Below are 431 nucleotides of genomic sequence, written 5' to 3'. Positions count from 1 at the left end.
GCAAAACGTCCATTCCGTCAGCTATATAAGGTCTATTAAGGTTCTCGGTCATGTTAAACGTTACAATGTTTCTTTGCGCTTGCATCACGTCAATTTGCGTAGCCATTGATATAGGATTAACCTTGTACCAACCTTCGCTGTTTTTGTTTTTCACAAAAATTGATTGATTGATTTGCCCGCTAACATCTGCGCCAGTTATATTCATTCTACAATTAACAACCATTAAAGGGTTTGCTAAAAGATTGTTTAAAATGTCGCTATAACGAACTTGACTACCAGCAACAGTTATAACATCGTTAATGTCTTGCGTGTTTGAAAAGAACCAATCCATTCTACTGCTAGGGTCAAACAAATCAAGCGTTACATCAAAAGCAGAATTTGAATTATCAAAATTTAAAACAACGTTTTTTAATCGCTCACCTTTGTACATA

1 protein-coding gene is annotated in these 431 nt (G+C 35.3%); it reads right to left on the bottom strand.

Going from position 1 to position 431, the window contains the following annotated elements; all coding sequences use genetic code 11:
- The coding region (locus tag AC3DE3_RS17465; RefSeq protein WP_488370886.1) for a hypothetical protein at positions 1-431 on the bottom strand (431 nt) is incomplete at both ends.

The sequence above is a fragment of the Dietzia sp. IBK-p2-16D genome (assembly GCF_057773085.1).
This window is presented reverse-complemented; position numbering and strand designations above follow the sequence as displayed.